Annotated in this window: 13 protein-coding genes and 2 pseudogenes; 8 read left to right on the forward strand and 7 right to left on the reverse strand. The window is 62.5% G+C overall.

The features are described 5' to 3' along the window. Positions 1–324 precede the first annotated feature (324 nt). Both fabA and fabB read left to right on the forward strand, forming a co-directional pair. Entirely contained in the window at positions 325–840 is a 516-nt protein-coding gene (gene fabA, locus KWO_RS20140; protein WP_010371924.1) for a 3-hydroxyacyl-[acyl-carrier-protein] dehydratase FabA, read from the forward strand. After that, positions 840–2,048, forward strand: coding sequence for a beta-ketoacyl-ACP synthase I (gene fabB / locus KWO_RS20145; RefSeq protein WP_017112833.1), 1,209 nt, complete (start codon positions 840–842; stop codon positions 2,046–2,048). Before fabA ends, fabB begins: the two co-directional genes overlap by 1 nt. A gap of 82 nt (positions 2,049–2,130) precedes the next feature. Here fabB and KWO_RS20150 read toward each other — a convergent pair whose 3' ends face one another. From KWO_RS20150 to KWO_RS20165, 4 genes and pseudogenes are all read right to left on the reverse strand, one after another. Then, positions 2,131–2,946 carry a hypothetical protein gene (locus tag KWO_RS20150; protein WP_227479736.1) on the reverse strand — a complete coding sequence of 272 codons (816 nt, stop codon included), beginning with the start codon at positions 2,944–2,946 and terminating at the stop codon, positions 2,131–2,133. Positions 2,947–3,284: 338 nt separating this feature from the next. After that, a pseudogene (locus KWO_RS20155) lies at positions 3,285–4,285 on the reverse strand (IS30 family transposase). A gap of 146 nt (positions 4,286–4,431) precedes the next feature. Further along, complete coding sequence (locus KWO_RS20160; RefSeq protein ID WP_010371933.1) at positions 4,432–6,456, reverse strand: M3 family metallopeptidase; 2,025 nt, start codon at positions 6,454–6,456, stop codon at positions 4,432–4,434. Positions 6,457–6,500: 44 nt separating this feature from the next. Then, the gene (locus KWO_RS20165; RefSeq protein WP_010371935.1) at positions 6,501–7,604 is read right to left on the reverse strand and encodes a PLP-dependent cysteine synthase family protein; all 1,104 of its coding nucleotides are present in this window, start codon (positions 7,602–7,604) and stop codon (positions 6,501–6,503) included. A gap of 100 nt (positions 7,605–7,704) precedes the next feature. Here KWO_RS20165 and KWO_RS20170 point away from each other — a divergent pair, with 100 nt between their 5' ends. From KWO_RS20170 to KWO_RS20195, 6 genes are all read left to right on the forward strand, one after another. Next, positions 7,705–8,160, forward strand: a complete 456-nt coding sequence (locus KWO_RS20170) for a CopL family metal-binding regulatory protein (RefSeq protein ID WP_026112184.1) — start codon at positions 7,705–7,707, stop codon at positions 8,158–8,160. Between the two features lie 107 nt (positions 8,161–8,267). Then, positions 8,268–10,085 carry a copper resistance system multicopper oxidase gene (locus KWO_RS20175; protein WP_010371939.1) on the forward strand — a complete coding sequence of 606 codons (1,818 nt, stop codon included), beginning with the start codon at positions 8,268–8,270 and terminating at the stop codon, positions 10,083–10,085. Further along, positions 10,082–11,128, forward strand: a complete 1,047-nt coding sequence (locus KWO_RS20180; RefSeq protein ID WP_010377714.1) for a copper resistance protein B — start codon at positions 10,082–10,084, stop codon at positions 11,126–11,128. The genes KWO_RS20175 and KWO_RS20180 overlap by 4 nt, the downstream gene beginning before the upstream one ends. Positions 11,129–11,286: 158 nt before the next feature. Continuing rightward, positions 11,287–11,811, forward strand: coding sequence for a lactoylglutathione lyase (gloA, locus tag KWO_RS20185; RefSeq protein ID WP_010371945.1), 525 nt, complete (start codon positions 11,287–11,289; stop codon positions 11,809–11,811). 347 nt (positions 11,812–12,158) lie between these two features. After that, on the forward strand, positions 12,159–12,917 hold the full coding sequence (locus KWO_RS20190) for a hypothetical protein (protein WP_010377713.1): 759 nt from the start codon (positions 12,159–12,161) through the stop codon (positions 12,915–12,917). A gap of 106 nt (positions 12,918–13,023) precedes the next feature. Next, positions 13,024–14,874 carry a peptidoglycan-binding protein gene (locus KWO_RS20195; protein ID WP_010377712.1) on the forward strand — a complete coding sequence of 617 codons (1,851 nt, stop codon included), beginning with the start codon at positions 13,024–13,026 and terminating at the stop codon, positions 14,872–14,874. Between the two features lie 132 nt (positions 14,875–15,006). On the opposite strand, the pseudogene KWO_RS20200 reads toward KWO_RS20195, so the two are convergent. The 3 genes and pseudogenes from KWO_RS20200 to glmS all read right to left on the reverse strand — a co-directional run bounded on the left by KWO_RS20200 (position 15,007) and on the right by glmS (position 19,034). Next, positions 15,007–16,147, reverse strand: a pseudogene (locus tag KWO_RS20200) (hypothetical protein). A 231-nt stretch (positions 16,148–16,378) separates the two neighbouring features. Next, a complete protein-coding gene (locus KWO_RS20205) occupies positions 16,379–16,852 on the reverse strand; it encodes a hypothetical protein (RefSeq protein WP_010371959.1) in 474 nt (157 codons plus the stop codon). A 352-nt stretch (positions 16,853–17,204) separates the two neighbouring features. Continuing rightward, entirely contained in the window at positions 17,205–19,034 is a 1,830-nt protein-coding gene (glmS, locus tag KWO_RS20210) for a glutamine--fructose-6-phosphate transaminase (isomerizing) (RefSeq protein WP_010371960.1), read from the reverse strand. Positions 19,035–19,179: the final 145 nt, after the last annotated feature.

Here is a 19,179-nt window from a genome sequence, read left to right on the forward strand (position 1 = left end):
AGGCCTGCGCTCATGATAGGCCAGCGCTGTCTCACACCTTGCGTCGAGATGGACCACGACCCTGCCTGAAAACAAGCGCGACCGCTCATCGAACGTCAACGGGTACGCATTGATTCTGCCAACGTCACAGCCGACCGCACACGTCCACCGTCAACCCGTCAACGCAAGCCCGAGCGTTGCGATTGCGCGCGCAGCACGACTTGCGGCACTGCGCAACCAGCTGAAAACAGCACGCATGCGTACGGATAAAACGTTTGATTGAACCGCGCGACCTCATGCACCCTTCCCGGCCTCGCCTTTCGCTCCTTGCAGGAAACGTTCGTCATGACTCGTCAAAGCACGTACTCGCGCGACCAATTGCTGGCCAGCGCGCGTGGGGAATTGTTTGCACCCGACAGCGGCCGCTTGCCCAATGATCCGATGCTGATGTTCGACCGCATCACCGAGATCAGCGACACCGGCGGTGCGCATGGCAAGGGCGTGATTCGTGCCGAACTGGATATTCGCCCGGACCTGTGGTTCTTCGGTTGCCACTTCATCGGCGACCCGGTGATGCCAGGCTGCCTGGGCCTGGATGCAATGTGGCAGCTCACCGGCTTTTTCCTCACCTGGATCGGCGCGGGGGGCCGTGGCCGCGCGTTGGGCTGCGGCGAGGTCAAGTTCACCGGCCAGGTGTTGCCGAGCGCCAAATTGGTCAGTTACGAAATCGATATCAGCCGGGTGATCAACCGCAAGCTGGTGATGGCCCAGTCCGATGCACGCATGCTGGTGGACGGGCGCGAGATCTACGTCGCCAAGGATCTGCGTGTGGGCATGTTCACTTCAACGGAGAATTTCTGATGCGTCGCGTCGTCGTCACCGGAATGGGCATCACTTCCTGCCTGGGCAATGATCTGGACACCGTCTCCAGCGCCTTGCGCGAGGGCCGCTCCGGCATCACCGCGCTCCCCGATCACGCTGAAGCAGGTCTGCGCAGCCAGGTAGGCGGTGCGGTGGCGCTGGATCTGGACAGCCTGATCGACCGCAAGCTCAAGCGCTTCATGGGCGACGCCTCGGCTTACGCCTATCTGGCAATGCGCGATGCGATCGCCGATGCCGGGCTGGACGCCGAGCAGGTCAGCGGGCTGCGCACCGGCGTGATTGCCGGCTCCGGCGGCGGCTCCAGCCAGTGGCAGGTGGAAACCGCCGATCTGCTGCGCAACCGTGGCGTGCGCAAGGTGGGCCCGTACATGGTGCCGCGTACGATGTGTTCGGCGGTGTCAGCATCGTTGGCGACCGCGTTCAAGATCCGTGGCCTGAGCTATTCGCTATCGGCTGCCTGCGCGACGTCGGCGCATTGCATCGGCGCGGCGGCGGATCTGATCCGGCATGACGCCCAAGATGTGATGTTCGCCGGTGGCGGCGAAGAATTGCACTGGACCATGAGCGTGATGTTCGATGCGATGGGCGCGCTGTCCACCGGCTTCAACGATCGCCCCGCCGTGGCCTCGCGCCCGTACGATGCGCAGCGCGATGGCTTCGTCATCGGCAGCGGCGGCGGCATGCTGGTGCTGGAAGACTACGACCACGCCATCGCGCGCGGCGCACGCATCCATGCCGAGCTGCTCGGCTATGGCGTGACCTCCGATGGTGCCGACATGGTCGCGCCCAGCGGCGAAGGTGCCGTGCGCTGCATGCACATGGCGATGCAGGGGCTGGATCGCCCAATCGATTACCTCAACACGCACGGCACCTCCACCCCACTGGGCGATGTCACCGAACTGGGCGCGGTGCGCGAGGTGTTCGGCGACAACGTACCGCCGCTGTCCTCAACCAAGGGGCTGTCCGGGCACTCGCTAGGCGCTGCCAGCGTGCACGAGGCAATCTACAGCCTGCTGATGCTGCGCGATGGCTTCATGGCCGGCTCGGCGCATATCGAAGAACTCGATCCGCGCGCCGAAGGTTCCCCGATCCTGCGGCAGACCCGGGAAGCGACGTTGAACACGGTGATGTCCAATAGCTTCGGCTTTGGCGGCACCAACGCGGCACTTGTGTTCGGCCGGGTGTAAACATCTTTCCGCCAGTACAGGACCATCACCGCTGCCAGTCATGTAGACCGCCTTGATTGCCTACATGATGGCGCTTGGATCTCTACGAATGACTGGGCGGTACGGGGACATGATCGGGCGACTCAATCGCTGCAGACGGCGCTTCACGCTGACCTGCCATCCATGCCGATCCCAATGCGGCAACCGCGCCGACCCCCCAAAGCACGGATGAAGCAGTGCCGAGATTGACCGCCTCGACCGGCGCATCCTTTTCAGCGGCCGCAGTGGCGGCAGCGGCAAGTCCGGCAGCTGCGATATTGGCTGCACCACTGACACCCTGCAGCACCCGGCTCGGCAGAACGGAAGCGGTGTCGGTGGCAGCACGCACCAAGTTGGCTCCCCCATTCAATGCCCAGGCAGACGCCGATGCATACGCCACGCGGCTGCTGTCGCTTCCAGTCATCGATGTTGCCAGAGCGCTGAGTACGCCAGCGGCAGCGCCTACCGCATTGGCGCTTGAGACCAACGAATTAGCGGGCACTTTGCCGCACTGGCTGATGGCCGCGCCAGCAGCCCACAATGCACCACTGACGATACCGGTGAGCTTGGCGGGCTGCTGCTGCGACGCGGACAATTGCGCAGCGGCCAGCGAGAGCCCGGATGCGGCCCCGTCCACCAGCGGCCCGCCATAGGTGCCCACCTGCTGCAGCAAACCTGGCGCATCAGCCTGCTGAGACTGCGCCGAAGCGTCCGCACGCGCTCGAGCCGCCGCACGGGACGGTGCACGCCCAAGTCCAGACAACGCATTTTTCCCAGGCGAGGTGGTGGACACCGATGCTGTCTGATCGGGAATATCCACTGCCGCGTCAATACCGCCGGTCGGATGCGAGGTAACGGATAAAACGTTGCCAATAACCATGGTTGTACTCCCGACTTGTTTTGATACAAGCGGACTCTAGAAATTTCTTACATAAGAAAACAGCAATTTCATAAGGTCGCAGCATAAATTCCTTGTAAGCCTGCATCGATCACTTCACTGATGATGTATCGACGCATTAAGGATCGATTAAATTTTAAATAATAAAAGTGCACTATCAAAAATAATCAGCCGATTGCATGGCGCTCACAACGACCACTGTGCACATAATTGATTATATTTAACTATCAAAGAGAGCGACCTCAATAATCAAGTGCACCGCTAACAGAATCAGATTTCTGCATGGCTTTTACAACAAAATTCGTGCACATACGGCAGTCTCAACTTGCAAGTGCGACATGTGAGTTGAATTGGGCGATCTCTTCTTCCAGCGCCTGGTTGGGCGTCTTCCAGCCAAGCGTCTGCCGTGGCCGGGCGTTCATCAGGTCGGCGACGTTGTCGAGAGACTCCTGGCTCACCTTGGACAAGTCCGCGCCTTTTGGCATGAATTGGCGCAGCAGGCCGTTGCTGTTCTCATTGCTGCCGCGCTGCCAGGGCGCATGTGGATCGGCGGACCCAAGATCGATGTTGAGCCGCTTCATCAGCTCTGGATAACACCTCATCTCGGTTCCGCGGTCATCGGTGAGACTTCCCAGCAGGAAATGCGGCAGCGTCTTCATCTGTCGCGCGAAGCCCTCCAGCGCATCTTGTGCAGTACAACCATCCATCTTGCGCGTCTTTCGCTCCACCAGCGTGCCTACGCACGAGCGGTTGAAAGCCCCGTTGATCAGGCCGCCTTCCCAGTGCCCAGGAATCAAGCGCTGTGCCACCTCTTCAGGCCGATGGACGAGACGCAGCTACTCCGGCACCCACGTGCGCTTGGCAGCGGTTGTACGGCGCAAGCCTCGCGCCGGCTTGTGCTGACCAAGCGCTTCCACAAGCTCTTTCTTCAAACCACCACGCGGATGCGCGTAGAGCGCGGAGTAGATTGTTTCCTGGCTCACGCGTTGACTTGGATCATCCGGATGCATGGCCTTGAGCTTGGCAGAAATTTGCTGGGGCGACCAACGATACAGAACCAAGTCGTCACCCACCCCCTGAAAGAGCGCACTGCTTCAACACGCCGGCGCCTTCGAACGCACGCCCTGCGGCGCAGCCGATAGTTGCTGGCTGCGCTGGTTGCCGCATAGACAGCTTCGCCCTGTCGCCTTATCTCGCGCGAGAGTGTGGACGCTCTGCGATTGAGTCGCCTTGCAAGGGAGTTTATGCTCATTCCGTTACCGAGTTCGATTTGAGGCAAAGCGCGTTCTTCGGAACCCAGGTGCCTGTACCGTGTGCCCATGCCAATACCCTACGTCAAGGCGGGGTGTTGCACTTGGACGTTGATTCTAATTACTTGATTATATTTAAATGGAAGAGAGGACGTACTGATAGAAACTCAGGTTTTCAATACAAAAGTATTGCACCTGAAACCTGAGTCGACCTCTCTCAGCCCGCCATACCGTTGTGCCGCAGCAACGCATCGATGCTCGGCGCACGCCCACGGAAGGCGCGGAAGTTATCGGCCGCACTGCGGCTGCCGCCGCGCGACAACACCTCATGGCGGAAACGTGCACCAGTGTCGGCCACCTGGTCGGGTGCTTCTTCGAACGCAGCGTAGGCATCGGCACTGAGCACTTCGGCCCATTTGTAGCTGTAATAGCCGGCTGCGTAGCCGCCCGCGAAGATGTGGCTGAACTGATGCGGGAAGCGATTCCACGCCGGAGGCCGATTGACGGCCACTTCGTCGCGCACGCGCTCAATCAGCTGCAGCACGCTGTCTTGCGTCGGGTCGAAACTGCTGTGCAGCTGCATGTCGAACAAAGCGAATTCCAGCTGGCGCACGGTGAACATGCCGCTCTGGAAATTGCGCGCCGCCAGCAAACGGTCGAACAGGTTGCGTGGCAGCGGTTCGCCGGTCTGCACATGCGCGGTCATCGCCTGCACGCGTTCCCATTCCCAGCAGAAGTTTTCCATGAACTGGCTCGGCAGCTCCACCGCATCCCACTCCACGCCGTTGATACCCGCTACGCCCAGCTCGCCGATACGTGTCAGCAACTGATGCAGGCCGTGGCCCATTTCATGGAACAGCGTGGTGACTTCGCCATGACGGAAGGTGGCCGGTGCGTCGCCGCTGCCACGGCCGAAGTTGCACACCAGATACACCAATGGCGTCTGCACGCCGTTGGCGGTTTCGCGGCGATTGCGGCAGTCGTCCATCCATGCACCACCGCGCTTGCCTTCACGCGCGTACAGGTCCAGATAGAACTGGCCAACCAGGGTGCCTTGCGCATCTTCCAGCCGGTAAAACCGCACATCCGGATGCCAGACCGGCGCGCTATCGGGTTTGACGGAGAGCCCGTACAAGCTGCGAATCACATCGAATAGGCCAGCCAGCACCTTCGGTTCGGTGAAGTACTGCTTCACTTCCTGCTCGGAGAAGCTGTAACGCGCCTGCTTGAGCTTTTCCGATGCGTACGCCAGATCCCAGGCCTGCAGTTCGTGCAGACCCAGTTCGTCGCGCGCAAAGGCTTCCAGCTCGGCACGGTCGCACTGCGCATGCGGCTTGGCACGCACGGCCAGATCGCGCAGAAAGCCCATCACTTCATCGGGGCTTTGCGCCATCTTGGTGGCGACGGAATAGTCCGCGTAACTGGCAAAGCCAAGCAGCTGCGCCAACTCGGCGCGCAAGGCCAGAATGCGATCGATGTTGGCGCTGTTGTCCAGCGCGGCATCGCCAAATTCGGACGCGCGCTCGGCATTGGCGCGATACAGCAGCGCGCGCAACTCGCGGCTGTCCGCATCACTTTGCACCGGCAGATAACACGGCATTTGCAAGGTGAATTTCCAGCCTGGCACGCCGTCCTTTTCTGCGGCAGCGCGTGCGGCGGCGACGACTTCAGCCGGCAGGCCGGAGAGCTGCGCTTCGTCTTCGGTGACGTAGGACCACGCATCGGTGGCGTCGAGCACGTTCTGCGAAAACTTGGCCGCCAATGCCGACAGTTCTTCCTGGATTTGCGCAAACCGCGCCTTGGCGTCGTCATCGAGCTCGGCACCGCCCAGGCGGAAATCGCGCAGCGCGTTTGCCAGCACCTTGCGACGCGCTTCATCGAAGTGCGCCGCTTCCGGCGATTGCGCCAGCGCCTTGTATTGCGCATACAGCGCCAGATTCTGGCCCAGCGCGCTGCCGAAGCGGCTCACCTTGGGCAGATTGCTGTTATAGGCCTCGCGCAGCTCCGGCGTGTTGACCACCGCCTGCAGATGCCCCACCTGCCCCCACGCACGCCACAGCCGCTCGGTGGCATCGTCCAACGGCGTCACGAAGCTGTCCCAGCGCACTGGGCTGACCTGTTCGGCTGCTTTCACTGCCGCCTCGGCCTCGGCGAGCAATTGGTCGATTGCCGGGCCCACGTGTTCAGGGCGGATCGCATCGAAGGACGGCAGTCCGGACAGATCGAGCAGCGGGTTGGTCATGGAGGCGCTCCGGCAGTGGACTGGGTGATTGCCCGATATGGCGGTCATTCCAGCGCCGCACAAGGCAAGGCGGGCAAATCGCCGCCGTTCACGGCCAGCGCAATGGCGGCATCGCTGTCGCTGACATCGATCTCGCGAGCCACGTACCAGGCCGGGTCGTAATAGCTGTGCGCGTACCGTTCGCCGGCATCGCACAGGATGGTGACGATGGAGCCCTGCCGCCCCTCCTCGCGCATGCGGCGGGCGGCCTGCAATACGCCGACGAAATTGGTGCCGGTGGAGCCACCGACGCGGCGGCCGAGCGTGGCGCTGACATGCCGCATCGCGGCCAGGCTCAGCGCATCGGGCACCTTGATCATCACATCCACGCAGCTGGCAATGAAGCTCGATTCCACCCGCGGGCGGCCAATGCCTTCGATGCGCGAGCCGCCGGTGATGGCCAACTCCTTCGGACACTGCCCGTCCACCGCGCGGCAATAGCCGTCGAAGAACACCGACACTTCCGGGTCCGCGCACAGGATGCGGGTGGCATGGCGTCGATAGCGCACGTAGCGACCCAAGGTGGCGCTGGTACCGCCGGTGCCGGGGCTGCAGACGATCCAGTCCGGAATCGGGTGCGGCTCTTCGGTCAGTTGCTTGAAGATCGATTCGGCGATGTTGTTGTTGGCGCGCCAGTCGGTGGCACGCTCGGCGTAGGTGAACTGGTCCATGAAGTGCCCGCCGGTCTCGTGTGCGAGCTGGTGCGAGGCGCTGTCCAGATCGCAGGCACGCTCGACCAGGTGGCAACGGCCGCCCTGGAATTCGATCGCGGCGATTTTTTCCGGCGAGGTCGAGGCTGGCATCACCGCAATGAAGGGTACGCCCAGCAAGCGCGCGAAATACGCTTCGGAAATAGCGGTGGAACCACTGGACGCCTCGATCACCGGGCGCCCGGCACGCAGCCAGCCATTGGTCAGCGCGTACAAAAACAACGAGCGCGCCAGACGGTGCTTGAGACTGCCAGTGGGGTGGCTCGATTCGTCCTTGAAGTACAGGTCGATGCCCGGATAGCCCGGCAGGTTCATCGGAATCAGGTGGGTGTCGGCCGAACGATTGAAATCGGCTTCGATCTTCTGGATGGCGGCGGCCACCCACTGGCGCTGCGACATGGCAGGACTTGGCTGCGAAAGTGGCCGCAATTCTACCGCCCTCGCCCGCGCGCCTACGCGCCCACGCCAGCTGGGTCATCGGGCGGACAGCTGGGGGCCGATGCTATGCTCGTCGTACCTGTCCACTGCCCGATCACCCGTGCTGTATCGCCTGCTCCGCTTGCTGCTGTGCCTGTGTCTGGTTGCCAATACGGCCACCGGCGCGTGGGCGTCGGTGGGCATGGCGATGCCGGCGATGGCGTCGGATGCGATGCCCGCTGCTGCGATGGCGAGTACCGCATCGATGGTTCATCAGGCGATGCCGGACGCCATGCCGTGCCATGACGCCATGCCGCCGCCCGCCACAGCGCAGTTGCCCGACAAGGCCACGCTTGCGCACGCGCATGACTGCTGCAAGCTGGGCAGCTGTGATTGCCTGCAGCACTGCAGCCTCGCCTTGCTGACCTTGCCTGCGGTGCCCGTGGGCCAGCTCGGCCACCTGGCAGTACCGGCCACCCTGGCCGAAGGGCGCAGCAGCCCGCTGCCCGACCAACCGGTGCGACCTCCCATCGCTTGAGCGCTGACGGCCTTGCCTTGGCCGTCATCGGCCCCACGCGCGTGTTGCGCGGGTTCTCTCAGCTATGCGATGCGCCCGTCTTGCCGACGGAGCGCGCCGGAGATGTCATGTCGTTCGATCCCCTGTTTTCCGATGGCTCACGCACCAACGGTCTGAGCCGGCGCCGTTTCGTGCAAGGATTGGCACTGGGCGGCATTGCCGCTGCTGGCGGGCTGTGCCGCCGCGATGCACGCGCGGCGACTCCAGCCAGCACGCCAGTGCTGCGTGGTGGCAGCCAGTCCCTGCAGATCGGCCGCATGCCGGTCAACTTCACCGGCCGCACCCGCTCCGCGATCACCGTCAACCAGAGCTTGCCTGCACCGACCCTGCGCTGGCGCGAGGGCGACACGGTGAGCGTGCGCGTGCGCAACGCGCTGACCGACCAACCCACCTCGGTGCATTGGCATGGCCTGTTGCTGCCGGCCAACATGGATGGCGTGCCGGGCATGAGTTTCGATGGCATCGCCCCGGGCCAGGAGTATCACTACCGCTTTGCGCTGCGCCAATCTGGCACTTACTGGTACCACAGCCATTCGATGTTTCAGGAGCAGGCCGGGCTGTATGGCGCCATCGTCATCGATCCGCTGACCCCGCCGCCGTATCGGCACGATCGCGAACATGTGGTGCTTCTCTCGGACTGGACCGATCTGGACCCGGCCGCGTTGTTTCGCCGTTTGAAGCAGATGCCCAGCCACGATAACTACGCGCAGCGTACCGTGGGCGATTTTCTACGCGATGCGCGCAACGACGGCCTGCGCGCCACGCGGGCCGACCGCGGCATGTGGGGGCGCATGCGCATGACGCCTACCGACCTCTCCGACGTCAACGCAAATACCTACACGTACCTGCTCAATGGTGTGACGCCGGCCGGCAACTGGACCGGGTTGTTCAAGCCGGGCGAAAAGCTGTTGCTACGTTTCATCAACGGCGCGTCGATGACTTACTTCGATATCCGCATCCCCGGCTTGCGCATGACCGTGGTGGCCGCCGATGGGCAGTACGTGCATCCGGTCAGCGTGGATGAGTTGCGCATCGCCGCGGCCGAAACCTTCGACGTGATCGTCGAACCGCTCGGCCAGGATGCGTTTACGTTATTCGCGCAGGACATGGGCCGCACCGGCTTTGCCTGCGGCACGCTGGCAGTGCAACACGGATTGCAGGCGCCGATTCCTGCGCTGGATCCGCGCGCCATTCTGACCATGCAGGACATGGGACATGGCGATGGAATGGCCCATGGCGACGACCACACGGTGCATGGCAACGGTGCGCCGCAGAGCGAGCCGCATGCGGCGCACGCGATGGCAATGCCGATGGCAGAAATGCAGTCGCATAACCATACGAGCGACGAAGCCAAGAGCAAAACACCACATCACCCCGCCAGCGAAGACGGCAACCCGTTGATCGACATGCGCAGCAATGCCACTGCACCGCGCCTGGACGACCCCGGCGTGGGCTTGCGCGGCAACGGCCGCCGCGTGCTGTGCTACGCCGACCTGCACAGCGTGTTCGACGACCCGGATGGGCGCGAACCCGGCCGTGAGATCGAGCTGCATCTGACCGGGCATATGGAAAAATTCGCGTGGTCGTTCGATGGCATTGCTTTCGCTTCCGCAAAGCCCTTGCGCCTGCAGTACGGCGAGCGACTGCGCATCGTGCTGGTCAACGACACCATGATGCAGCACCCCATCCATCTGCATGGCATGTGGAGCGATCTGGAAGATGCCGACGGTAATTTCCAGGTGCGCAAGCACACCATCGACATGCCGCCTGGTGCCCGCCGCACCTACCGCGTGCGCGCCGACGCGCTCGGCCGCTGGGCGTATCACTGCCATCTGCTGTACCACATGGAAGCAGGCATGATGCGCGAAGTACGGGTGCAAGCATGAGCCGCTTTCGCATGCAGGCGTGGTTGGCGACCGCGTGTTTGGCAAGTGCATCTGCGGTTGCGCAGGAGCATCGGCACGATGCGATGGAGGACGCACCACAGGCGATGCAGGACCATGCGATGCAGATGACCGATGGCGTGCATAAGACGCCTGCATCATCTCAGGCTGCACGCATGGACCACGCCGCCATGTCGCACGATGACATGGAGACTGGCGCCATGAACCACCAGGCAATGGATCATGCCTGGATGGACCACTCGAAGATGGACCACACGCGGCCCACCAACACCGCAATCACCGGCAACCTTGCCAATACAGGCAGTACCGCACTTCCACGCGAGCCTATCCCTACACCCACCGCGGACGACATCGCCGCCGCATTCGCGCCATTGCAATCGCACGCGATGCACTCGGCAGGCATCAACCACTACGTCCTGGTTGATCGGCTGGAAGCTTCCAACACAGATCGCGGTAGCGGCCGGGCGTGGGAATCACGCGCATGGATCGGCGGCGACATCGACCGGCTCTGGCTGCGCAGCGAAGGCGAGCGGCACGACGGGCGCACCGAATCCGCCTCGCTGGAAGCCTTCTACGGCCATGCGATCTCGCCGTGGTGGGATCTGCTCGTCGGCGCGCGTCAGGACATCGGCACAGGCGAACATCGCAGCTGGGCGGCCTTCGGCGTGCAGGGCCTGGCGCCGTACAAGTTCGAAACCGAAGCCACGTTGTATGTGGGCAACGGCAGCCGCGCAGCCCTGCGGCTGGAAGGCGAATACGAAGTACTGCTGACCAACCGATTGATCCTGCAACCGCACGTGGAAGCCGACATCGCGCTCACCGACGACAACCGCCGCGGGATTGGCAGCGGCCTGGAAGAAGTCGAGCTTGGCCTGCGCCTGCGCTACGAAATCACCCGCCGCTTCGCGCCGTACATCGGCTGGGTGCATAGCCGCCGCTTCGGCGATAGCGCACAACGTGCGGCGATGGACGATACGCCAGCACGCGACAGCCGCTTCGTTGCCGGTTTCCGCATGTGGTTCTGAGGTAACGGCGTCGTACAGCGGCCGCTGCGTTCGGCACCCTCATCAACGCCAACGCATCAGACACGCTGCCACAGGCCATGACACGCCAACTACTCCGCCCTCGCTAGCATCAACAGTGACGCAGCACGCTGCGCCCTTATTCAACCCAGGAAACCGCCATGCCTTTGAACGATCTGCAACACGTACCTGGTGCCACCACCGCGCCCACCGAAACGCACGGCTTTGTGTTCAACCACACCATGCTGCGCGTCAAGGATGCCAAGCAGTCGCTGGATTTTTACACACGCGTGCTGGGCTTCCGCCTGCTTGACGCACGCGATTTTGCCGACGCAAAATTCAGCCTGTATTTTCTCGCGCTGCTACCGGAAGGCACCGCTATTCCCGATGACGACGCGCAGCGTCGCCTGTGGATGGCCGGCATCCCCGGCGTGCTCGAACTCACCCACAACCACGGCACCGAAACCCAGGACGGGCCGGTCTACCACGACGGCAACAGCGACCCGCGCGGCTTCGGCCACATCTGCGTTTCAGTGCCGGACATCCATGCCGCCTGCGCACGCTTCGACAGCCTCAACGTGCCCTACCAGAAACGTCTGGAAGACGGCCGCATGAAGCACCTGGCCTTCATCAAGGACCCGGATGGTTACTGGGTAGAGATCATTTCCAATACGCCATTGGCATAAATCCGCGGCTTACGCGGCAGGCTGGCGTCTTGGCAGGGATGGGCATGGAAACCAGCGGATGCGCAGGCGAAAAGGCCACGCGTCCGCTACCCGAAGGCCACACGGCACCAAGGCGCGCGGGCACCGCCGTATCCGGCGCAACGACTGGACACATCGCCGGGCTGGAGTAGACTTTCGCCGCCCTCCGCAATGGATGCACCCGAATGCTTGTCAGGAAGATTCCACTGATTCTTGCGCTAGCAACCATCGCCGCCTGCAAGCCGGCGACACCGGACACCACAGCTCCGAAGACTGCCGCAGCCGCGGCCAGTACCACTCCCAAACCTTCAGACAAGGATGCATCTCCCATGCAGGACGCAACCCAGGGATCGACCCAGCAATTGCAGCCGCCGCGGACCGACAGCGTGCTGTATTTCATCAGCAACGTGGACGGCGATGGTGCCACCTCCTACGAGGTCGCCAATGGCAGCTGGATCAATTATTGGTACGGCTTTCAGTTCGAACTCGGCGGTACGCGCTATTACACCGGCTTTGCGTGGGAAACGCCCGAGCGCTTCGGCGCTGAAAGCGACGACCACTCTCCCGCGCCCGGCACCAAGGTGACCTTGGCCCATGCCACCTTCGTGACCAGTGAACCAGGAAGCAAAACCCCTTGGAAGCTGCTTGGCGCAGAGCCTTACATCGGCGAATTCGGCGGCATGGAACAAGGCAACACCGTCGACACCAAACGTAAGCCGGAGACCTTTGCCACCGACGACGGCCGGCTGGTCCTTGCGGTGCCGACCTGGAGCCTGCAGTCGGGCGTACGCATCCTTTCTTACGACACGCTGGTGTTCAACCCGAAGGACACCGATAACGTCAACGACAAGCATTGGACCTATATCGGCAATGTCCCGGCGGGGCAGGACAACAGTGCAGATTGTGACGAGGATGCGCCTGGGAAGATTGCCTGCGTCAAGAACAGCAGCAAGCTCGCGTTCGTTAAGCAGCCCGGCCTGCCTGCACTGCGGGTGACCGTTTCCGCAGATCCGCCGACGAGCGGGGGTGACGAGACGGTTGAATATCGCTACGATGCGGCCCGCAAATCGTATTTGCCGACCCCTTAATACAGGACCAAAGGAATTGGTTCGGGCGGCGTACCGCTGCAGCCGCGTGGCTGCAGCACTCAATCAAGGACCTTGAGCGATGCCGACGAACTACTCACGAGCCCAAGTGCTCGATATCATCGAACGCGAAGCGGCCGAGCGGAATATTCCGCGTGACGACTTCCTGCGTTTTGCCCACGTAGAGACCGGCGGCGCCTTCGACGAGTTGGCCAGCCGCGGCCCCGGTGGTGCAAAAGGACTGTTCCAGTTCACTCCGCCAACCGCCCAGCAGTACGGCATTGCCGGACGCGAGCTGGACGCGGTGGTCAACACCGACGCAGCAGCGCGGCTGTATCTGGATAACCGGACGAGCCTGGTTAATCGGCACGAACGCGATGGGCGGCCTTATCTGTCGGGCAAGCCGAAGCCCGATGGCCTGGATATGTACCTGGCCCATCAGCAAGGCGCCGGTGGCTACCGCTCTCTGCAGACCGCGATTGCCACGGGATCTTTTGGCCTGGAAAGCACACGCGCCAACATTCTCAACAGTGTCGGCGAGAGAGAGCTGAAGTCGTTGACCGGCGTGGATGCGGCAACGTTCCGGCGCATGTCCGACAAGGATATGGCGCAGACGTTTGTGCAGTACTGGGATACGAAGATGGACCGTATCCGTATTCCCGAAAAAGGCATCGAGCCCATTTCGGCCACGCAGCAGGGACCGTCGCAGTCTGCACCTGCCCAGCCGGCGAACGCTGCAGCGCACGGTATCGCGCTTCACGCGGCCTATGACCTCACCAACAAATACGATCACGTCAAATACGGGCTGGGCGCAAAAGATCCAGACAAAGGCAGGGTCGATTGTTCCGGCTGGGTGGTCGAGATGCAGAACGCGACCATGGATGAGATCAACAAGGGCGCCGGCAAGGCCATCTTCACCAAGGACGAAAAGTTCAGCACTGGTTTCGACAGTGCATCCGAATTGCTGCACAAAGCCGAGCTGCGCTCTGGTGTACTGATCCAAGGTAAGGACGTCACTGCGCAGACCCTCAAAGAGGGCATGATCATCGGTGAGGACAATGGCCCGCAGAGTTGGGACAAGGGACGCTACAAGGGCATCGACCACATCACGATGGTGGTGCGTGACCCCAAGGATGGCCAGCTCAAGATCAGCCAATCGCGCGGCGGCGAAGGTGTCGAACTCAGTTCGCTGGATTCCTACCTGGAGCGCAAGCACGCCAAGGGCGTCAAGCTCTACGCCAGCGACCCGCTGTCTGAGGCGCGCGACTTGTTGCAGGAGCGCAGCCAGACCAAGCAGCAATCTCACGCAGCGACCGAGCACAAACCCAGCCAGGCATATGCCGCCGCTGATGCGTCGGGTGTCCTGCGCGAAAATGTATGTGGCGCAGACGTACGCACGTTGCAGCAGACGCTCCAGCAACTGGGTTACAAGGATGCTCACGGCCACGAGCTCAAGCCGGACGGCGTCTATGGCCAGCGGACGAGCGAAGCTGTCAAGGCGTTCCAGCGTGCGCATGGGCTACAGGACGACGGCGTGGTTGGCCGCGATACGCAAGCTGCGCTGAGGCAGGCGGAAAAAACGCCACTGCTCTCTGAGAAAACCAACCCCGATCACCCGCTGTTCAATCAAGCCGTCAGCAAGCTGGAACAGCTGGGTCCGAATGCTTTCGCCAACCGGCAGCAGTTGTTGAACACTGCCGGCCACATGACTTTCGAAGCTAAAGTCAGCGGCTTGCAGCGCATCGACGCGGTGGCGCCGAGCAAGGATGGCAAGGGACTGTTCGGCGTGCTGGGTCAGCTAAACGACCCAGCGCATCAGCGGGTTTACACCGACAAGGCAGCCGCTGCGGAACGCCCGTTGGAGCAAAGCAGCAATGCCGTGCGCCAAGAAGCGCAGTCGCAAACGCAGGCACAGAATCAGCACGAGCAACAACGTAACCAGGCGCGCAGCGTCGGTTGATTGTGCTGCGGTAGAAAAGACAGAAGGGGCACTGATCGATGGATCGGTGCCCCTTCTGGTTTAGCGCTGTGTTGCACGATCCTTGCAGATCACGTCAGGCGACGGACATAGGGCGTCCGCCAATCTGAGACGTCAGTTGGACGTTGCAACAACACCTCTGTCTGGAAACCATTGCGGCAAGCGCTCGGCGAATTTCGTTGCGCATTCGTCGCTATAGGCTTGTGCAGCTTCTTTGACCAAGGCGTAATCGTTGGCTTCCCATTCTTCTAGCGAGGCGGTTCGCGGTGTCGGCGCACAGTCCAGGCTGATCGGGCTCGCCTTGCGCTTCAGAAAACCACTGCGCTCACCACCGATCGTGACCGCATAGCGCAGCTCATAAGGCGATTTGGTATCGGCCAGGCTTTGATAGACGAGCAGCCAGTCGGACATCAGCACCTGCAACGGGAACGGGTCCACTGGCAGTGCGGCTGGATGTCCGGTGAAGTAGGTCTTCAAATGCGCGTTGACTGCATCGCGCTGCAATTGATAGCCAGGATTCCCCAGGCCTTCCATCTTTTCGCCTTTCAGCTGGTCTTTTCCGAAGGTCGACACTGCAACACCGCGCGCAAACAGGCTGGTCGCGATTTGCAAGCCGACGACCACTCCGGTGTGACCGCGGCGCACCACACGCAACATTTTCATCGCCGTTGGGCAGACCGTTGGAGCCCACTCGCATGCTGGAATGTAAGGGAAGCTGCAAGGCCCAATCCGCCGATGGCGCAACGATGGCGCCCGCAGCGGACTGCAGACTTGGCTGCTCGGCTGTCGAAGCGACCGACACAGTGCCTGCAACTGCAGCAGCGGCATAGGCCGTTGCTGTCGAAAAATCACCAGCCGCGCACGCTGGCGCCACTGCCGTGGCTTCGGTAATGCGCGCAGGCGTACAGAACGCGCCAGCCGCACGCATCTGCGCTTCATGGAAGCCGATGCCGTTGACCTGATGCACCCCGGCATCCTTGCCGTACTGCTCCACCAGCTTGCCGATCAATGCATCGGACGGCGATTGCTGTGCGCAGACCTTGGCGGCCGCAATGCGCGACCAGGCAAATTGCAGCGCAGGATCCCAGCCCATCGCATCTTCGCCCACGAATCCATGGTCGTAGTGATACGCGTAGATGGCAGGGTCGATCTCCTGCAGCGTCATTCCACCCTGACCGGCATAGCCCAGCGGCACGTCTTGCGCAACGGCAAGCCCAGGCAGTGCCAATAGCACCGCCGCGATACACGTCTTCATGAATCCCTGTCCCTATGGATTAGTGCGACGCGCTGCATGTCCCCCATGCAGCGCGACCGATGCACCAACGCTTGCACGCGCTGATCTACAACATGCAGGGTTCTGATCGACGGGTAATGGCACAACGCACCCGCCGGATCGACCTGCAGGGATAGTGTGCCCGCACAACGCGGCCATCGCAGTCGGGGCGGTCCCGACGCATGTGGGGACCGCCCCTCAGATGCTCACTGCTCAGGCATGCAAAATGCCACCCGCGCTCGGTTGCCAATCGCGCGGGGTGCGCAGTGCAGCGAGTGTGCGCACTAGTTCGCGATAGCTCTCGGCCAGTTGCGCGAACAGACCTGCATCGCTGCAGCGGGTATCGGCCACTTCGGCGTAAGCGCCTCTACCCAGGTCGATGAAGTAATCCACACTCAGCCGCCGGCGTTGCGCCACGCCTGGGAACAGGCCTGCAATTAGCAGGCAGCCGTCGCCCACATCGCGCAATGCGTCGGCGCGCACGCTACCGATCTGGTCCTGCGCATGCAGCCATGCCAGTGCCTGTGTACGCGACAGCAGATGCGCATCGCGCTGGAAGCGCAGCAACACGAACACCAAGTAGTGCTCGCGCGATTCGTCCAGCGGACGCGCCGTCCGCTGCCCCGCCTCGCGCACCAACGCCTGCCACAATTCGGCCGGCGCCCCCTGTTTGAAAGACTCGTGCATACGTCCTCCTGCGTGGTGTAGACCCTCGCAAGGAGCTTATGCATATCTTGGGCCACTGGGTTGGCAGAGGCGGTGGAGGAGCGCTAAGAGCGGCTATTGGCAGTGCTGCCGCGCCTTTGCCTGACGGATACGGTCATTTCCTGGAATCAGCATGCGCCACGTGCAAAGGCAAAGATGTCGCGACTGCTTCGCGAGGGACTGAACGTCGTACGCGTTGCCCGTTGGCGCGGCCAGCAGGACGTCGCAATCAATCGCCATCCTGCGAGTGGCAGGGACAGAGCCGCATACGCCATGTGTGCGTGCGCCGACTGCCCGCAGCTGGCAGTGCATGCAGCCGCCATCGCGACTGCACTTACTCCACCGTCACCGACTTGGCCAGATTGCGCGGTTTGTCCACATCGGTGCCGCGTGCCAGGGCCGTGTGGTAGGCCAGCAACTGCACCGGGATGGTGTGGATCACCGGCGAGAGCACGCCCGCATGGCGTGGCGTGCGGATGACATGCACGCCTTCGGATTCGCTGAAGTGGCTGTCCTGGTCGGCAAACACAAACAGCTCGCCGCCACGTGCGCGCACTTCCTGCATGTTGGATTTGACCTTCTCCAACAAGCGGTCGTTCGGTGCGATCACCACCACCGGCATCGCCGCATCCACCAGCGCCAACGGGCCGTGCTTCAACTCGCCGGCTGGATACGCCTCAGCGTGGATGTACGAGATTTCCTTGAGCTTGAGCGCGCCTTCCAGCGCGATCGGGTAATGCAGGCCGCGGCCGAGAAACAGCGCATTTTCCTTCGTTGAAAACCGCTCGGCCCAGGCCATGATCTGCGGTTCAAGATTCAAGGCGTGTTGCACGCTGCCGGGCAGAAAACGCAGCTGCTCCAGATACTCCGCTTCTTCGGCGTCGCTGATGCGGCCCTGCAACTTGCCCAGCACCATGGTGAGCTGGAACAACACCGCCAACTGGGTGGTGAACGCCTTGGTGGAGGCCACGCCAATCTCCGCGCCGGCACGCGTGTAGCAGACCAGTTCGCTGGCGCGCGGGATCGCGCTTTCCGGCACGTTGCAGATCGACAGCGTGTGCAGATGCCCGAGCGATTTGGCGTATTTCAGCGCTTCCATCGTGTCCAGCGTTTCGCCGGACTGGGAAATGGTTACGATCAAATGCTTGGGGTTGGCATACGCGGCGCGGTAGCGGTATTCGCTGGCGATCTCCACGCTGCACGGCAGCCCGGCGATGGCTTCGATCCAGTAACGCGCGGTCATGCCGGCGTAGTAGCTGGTACCACAGGCCAGGATCTGTACGCCTTCGATATCGCGCAACACCGCCTCTGCGTTGGCGCCGAACAGCGATGCCGGGAAGCCCTTTGCATCGATCGCCGCTTCGATGGTGTCGGCCAGCGCGCGTGGCTGCTCGTGGATTTCCTTCTGCATGAAATGGCGGAACGGGCCCAGTTCCAGCGAGGCTAGCGACACGTCTGACAAATGAAGAGGCCGCTCGACGGGCGCATCGTTGCCGTCGAAGATGCGCACGCCATCGCGGCGCAGTTCGGCGGTGTCGCCTTCCTCAAGGAAGATCACCTGGCGGGTGGCCTGCACAATGGCCGACACGTCGGAGGCGACGAAGTTCTCACCCTCGCCCACCCCGATCAGCAACGGGCAGCCCATGCGTGCGCAGACGAAGCGCTCCGGCTCGGCCTGGCTCATCACTGCCAGTGCGTAGGCACCGGTCAGTTCCTTGACGGTGCGCTGCAGCGCGGTGAGCAAATTGCCAGCGCTGCCCAGATGATGATGGATCAGGTGCGCGATGACCTCGGTGTCGGTCTGCGACTCGAAGGTGTAGCCAAGCGCGCGCAGTTTTTCGCGCTGCTCTTCGTGGTTTTCGATGATGCCGTTATGCACCAGCGCCACGCCGGCACTGATGTGCGGATGCGCGTTGGCTTCGGTGACGCCGCCGTGGGTGGCCCAGCGGGTGTGGCCGATGCCCAGCGTGGCGCCGAACTGTTCGGCCTGCGCGGCCTGCGCCATCTCCGCCACCCGTCCGGTGCGACGCACCCGGCGTACCTGCGTGCCATCGAGCACTGCAATGCCGGAGGAATCGTAGCCGCGGTATTCCAGGCGCTTGAGTCCCTCGATCAGGACCGGGACCACATCGCGCCCGGCGATCGCTCCGACAATGCCGCACATAGGACAGCTCTCGCAAAAGAAGTCGGACATTTTAGCGTGTCCGCTCTTGTCCGCTGCATGACCATGCCCGGACAGCGTGTCCGCCGCCAGTGTCCGCGGACACTGCGGACACTGCTCGTCACTCAATAAAAAACATTTCTTTCAA

It is taken from the genome of Xanthomonas vasicola pv. musacearum NCPPB 4379 (genome assembly GCF_000277895.2).
Classification (GTDB): domain Bacteria; phylum Pseudomonadota; class Gammaproteobacteria; order Xanthomonadales; family Xanthomonadaceae; genus Xanthomonas; species Xanthomonas vasicola.

What these genes read in the sequence shown, in the direction of transcription:
- fabA (WP_010371924.1), top strand. Translation starts at nt 325, where the DNA reads ATGACTCGTCAAAGCACGTACTCGCGCGACCAATTGCTGGCCAGCGCG.
- fabB (WP_017112833.1), top strand. Translation starts at nt 840, where the DNA reads ATGCGTCGCGTCGTCGTCACCGGAATGGGCATCACTTCCTGCCTGGGC.
- KWO_RS20150 (WP_227479736.1), bottom strand. Translation starts at nt 2,946, where the DNA reads ATGGTTATTGGCAACGTTTTATCCGTTACCTCGCATCCGACCGGCGGT.
- KWO_RS20160 (WP_010371933.1), bottom strand. Translation starts at nt 6,456, where the DNA reads ATGACCAACCCGCTGCTCGATCTGTCCGGACTGCCGTCCTTCGATGCG.
- KWO_RS20165 (WP_010371935.1), bottom strand. Translation starts at nt 7,604, where the DNA reads ATGTCGCAGCGCCAGTGGGTGGCCGCCGCCATCCAGAAGATCGAAGCC.
- KWO_RS20170 (WP_026112184.1), top strand. Translation starts at nt 7,705, where the DNA reads ATGCTATGCTCGTCGTACCTGTCCACTGCCCGATCACCCGTGCTGTAT.
- KWO_RS20175 (WP_010371939.1), top strand. Translation starts at nt 8,268, where the DNA reads ATGTCGTTCGATCCCCTGTTTTCCGATGGCTCACGCACCAACGGTCTG.
- KWO_RS20180 (WP_010377714.1), top strand. Translation starts at nt 10,082, where the DNA reads ATGAGCCGCTTTCGCATGCAGGCGTGGTTGGCGACCGCGTGTTTGGCA.
- gloA (WP_010371945.1), top strand. Translation starts at nt 11,287, where the DNA reads ATGCCTTTGAACGATCTGCAACACGTACCTGGTGCCACCACCGCGCCC.
- KWO_RS20190 (WP_010377713.1), top strand. Translation starts at nt 12,159, where the DNA reads ATGCAGGACGCAACCCAGGGATCGACCCAGCAATTGCAGCCGCCGCGG.
- KWO_RS20205 (WP_010371959.1), bottom strand. Translation starts at nt 16,852, where the DNA reads ATGCACGAGTCTTTCAAACAGGGGGCGCCGGCCGAATTGTGGCAGGCG.
- glmS (WP_010371960.1), bottom strand. Translation starts at nt 19,034, where the DNA reads ATGTGCGGCATTGTCGGAGCGATCGCCGGGCGCGATGTGGTCCCGGTC.